At 38.6% G+C, this 2,401-nt stretch carries 2 protein-coding genes, 1 tRNA gene and 2 pseudogenes; 3 read left to right on the top strand and 2 right to left on the bottom strand.

The window, feature by feature from the left end; translation table 11 throughout:
- Window positions 1-371: 371 nt before the first annotated feature.
- Window positions 372-447, bottom strand: a tRNA-Asn gene (locus FTU01_RS15420).
- 236 nt (window positions 448-683) lie between these two features.
- On the opposite strand from FTU01_RS15420, the gene FTU01_RS15415 reads away from it, so the two are divergent.
- The gene (locus tag FTU01_RS15415) at window positions 684-1,127 is read left to right on the top strand and encodes a hypothetical protein (RefSeq protein ID WP_166138302.1); all 444 of its coding nucleotides are present in this window, start codon (window positions 684-686) and stop codon (window positions 1,125-1,127) included.
- Window positions 1,128-1,139: 12 nt separating this feature from the next.
- Here FTU01_RS15415 and FTU01_RS15410 read toward each other — a convergent pair whose 3' ends face one another.
- Window positions 1,140-1,583 carry a PaaI family thioesterase gene (locus FTU01_RS15410; RefSeq protein ID WP_180139999.1) on the bottom strand — a complete coding sequence of 148 codons (444 nt, stop codon included), beginning with the start codon at window positions 1,581-1,583 and terminating at the stop codon, window positions 1,140-1,142.
- 161 nt (window positions 1,584-1,744) lie between these two features.
- On the opposite strand from FTU01_RS15410, the pseudogene FTU01_RS15405 reads away from it, so the two are divergent.
- Window positions 1,745-2,154 (top strand): annotated as a pseudogene (locus tag FTU01_RS15405) (GFA family protein).
- A 122-nt stretch (window positions 2,155-2,276) separates the two neighbouring features.
- Window positions 2,277-2,401, top strand: a pseudogene (locus FTU01_RS15400) (IS5/IS1182 family transposase); the annotation flags it as partial.

Below are 2,401 nucleotides of genomic sequence, written 5' to 3'. Positions count from 1 at the left end.
TTAGCAACAGGAGGTGTTGCTGAATATATATCCATGTTCATGGATTAAGTCCCCACTTGTTTTTAGGTGGGAACTAAATTAAGGCTTATAGGATCGCTTGGTAAGGCTGTGTTAGCCGGATGCTTACAAGCATTTTATAATTTGATTAGAAGGAAAAACTTGAAGTGCAAGATAGCAAAAGCTGTCGTCAATTTTAGAATAACGGCTTATAACAGCACATTTGATTAAACGAGAATATAAGCTAATCTAACTAGGTAAATAAAAGGGCAGAGTAAGAATATATAAGAGAAAAGAAGAATCGAATCATTTTATAAATGAAATTTCAGGCAATAAAAAAGCCCAAGTCTTAAATGCTTGGGCTTTCTTGAATTTGGCTCTCCCACCTGGGCTCGAACCAGGGACCTGCGGATTAACAGTCCGTCGCTCTACCGACTGAGCTATGGGAGAATCTGAATGCGATTATAGAGAGATTTTGCAAAGGGTCAAGAAAAAACTGTCATATTTATTACAAATTGCACTTATCTGATTTTAATTTAAACGATTGCATTAAATTCTTAAAAAATGCTTGTCAGAACAAATTTCACTTGCTAGATTGAAAACATAAAGTCGTTTGACCAAATGGTCAAACAGTGTGGATTTAAACCTACTTGCCAGCACAAAAATGGCTAAACCGGAGAAAGCGAATGAATACGCTCACTATCCCTCAAATCTTCTCTCAACTGTCTTTTTATCAAGATCATTATCTCGATATTATTCAAGATTCAGCTCAATACTTTACCCCTGTGGCTGGTGCAGAAATCCGTTTATGGCCCTTAGCGACCAAACAATTGTATCTGGGTGACTTGCTGCAATTATGGTTTGCAGAAAAGTGGCTGGTCGAACAAGAACGCCAATTTAGCTTTGAGATCTTTCTGAACACGCCTGAAACTCGGCAAAAAGAACTTTATATTTATGCGCTTACTGGCAATCTTCTGACTGGGTCGAACCAGTCTAAAGTGTGGCAGGCTTCTGCTAAAGAAACTCAGGTGCTGAGTGTATCGAATGTTTCTAAGCATTATTTTGAATATCGGGCTTTGACTCAACCGAAGCTGGTAAAAGCACCGCAAGGGAAATGGGGCGTACTTTAAGCCTTAAACACGTTAATGGTCGGAATTGCGAAAAATCATACAGGTTGCTGTGGCATGGGCATAAATACGACCTTCGTCCTCCAGAATTTGACCTTCGGAAATACCTAGGTTTTTACTGAGATTAATTGATTTTCCGATCGCTTTTAGTTCTTGGTTGTGAGGAATTGGACGGCACATTTTTACATTCAGATCAATTGTGCCATAACCGACACCGGCTTCAAGTAAAGTATGAATCGCGCAGCCTGTTACCGTATCTAAAACAGTTGCAGCAAAACCGCCATGTACACCTCCCATAGGATTCAGATGGCGTTCATCAGCTTTTACAAAAAAGGTCACATGTCCCGGTTCGACTTCGCCAGCAGACATGGGAATGGTGGTTGCCATAGAAGGCATAGACAGATTGCCCTTAAGCATCTCTTGCATAATCTGCAAACCTGAAAGATTCTTGAGATCCATAGCTTGTCCTTATTATTTTAAATACTGGATTTGAATGACAAGTTTAGGCAGATGGTGCTTCGATCAGCAATAAAAAATTGTATGAGGAAATGTACAAAGCCTTTTACTTATGATGAATCCGGTAAAATGATTAAAAATAATAATACCGAGGAAGAATAATCATGAAAGCGAGATGTTTATGCGGAGCGACTCGATTTGAAGTTCAGCTCAGAAATCATGAAGTTGCTGCCTGTCATTGTTCCATGTGCCGCCGCCAGACAAGTGGCCTCTCATGTCGATTGATATAGAAAATATTCACTTTATTGATCAGCAGCATTTATCTGTTGCGAGTACTTCTGAATGGGCAGAGCGTGGTTTTTGCAATGCTTGCGGTACTTTTATTTTCTGGCGGAACAAAGACCATTCCTTTGCCAATATTAATGTATTTACTTTAGAGTAACTTCCAGAGGATCTGGATTTCAATTTAGAAATTTATATAGATCATCAGCCAGCATTTTATTCATTTAACAATCAAACCAAAAAAATGACAGAAGCTGAAGTCATTGCTATGTTCCAGCAACCTAACTCCTGAAATGAATATCATTAGATAAAGGAAGAGCAAGTCTGGTGATTTTAGGGTGTGTTGACACTTTTAGCTTAAAAAAATAGCGAAGTAGTAAAATCAAATCGCCAAACCCAATTTTACTATTCACTATGCCTCGTACCATGCTGACAGATCAACACTGGCAAAAGTTGAAAGTTATTCTGCGTAATTTATCCATTCACCACAACTCAAATTTACGCAATTTTATTGAAGCTATTCTCTATAGAATTAGGAC

This window comes from Acinetobacter sp. YH12043 (assembly GCF_013419915.1).
Taxonomy (GTDB): Bacteria; Pseudomonadota; Gammaproteobacteria; order Pseudomonadales; family Moraxellaceae; genus Acinetobacter.
The sequence above is the reverse complement of the archived record's forward strand: the minus strand, read 5'-3'. Positions and strand labels throughout refer to the sequence as shown.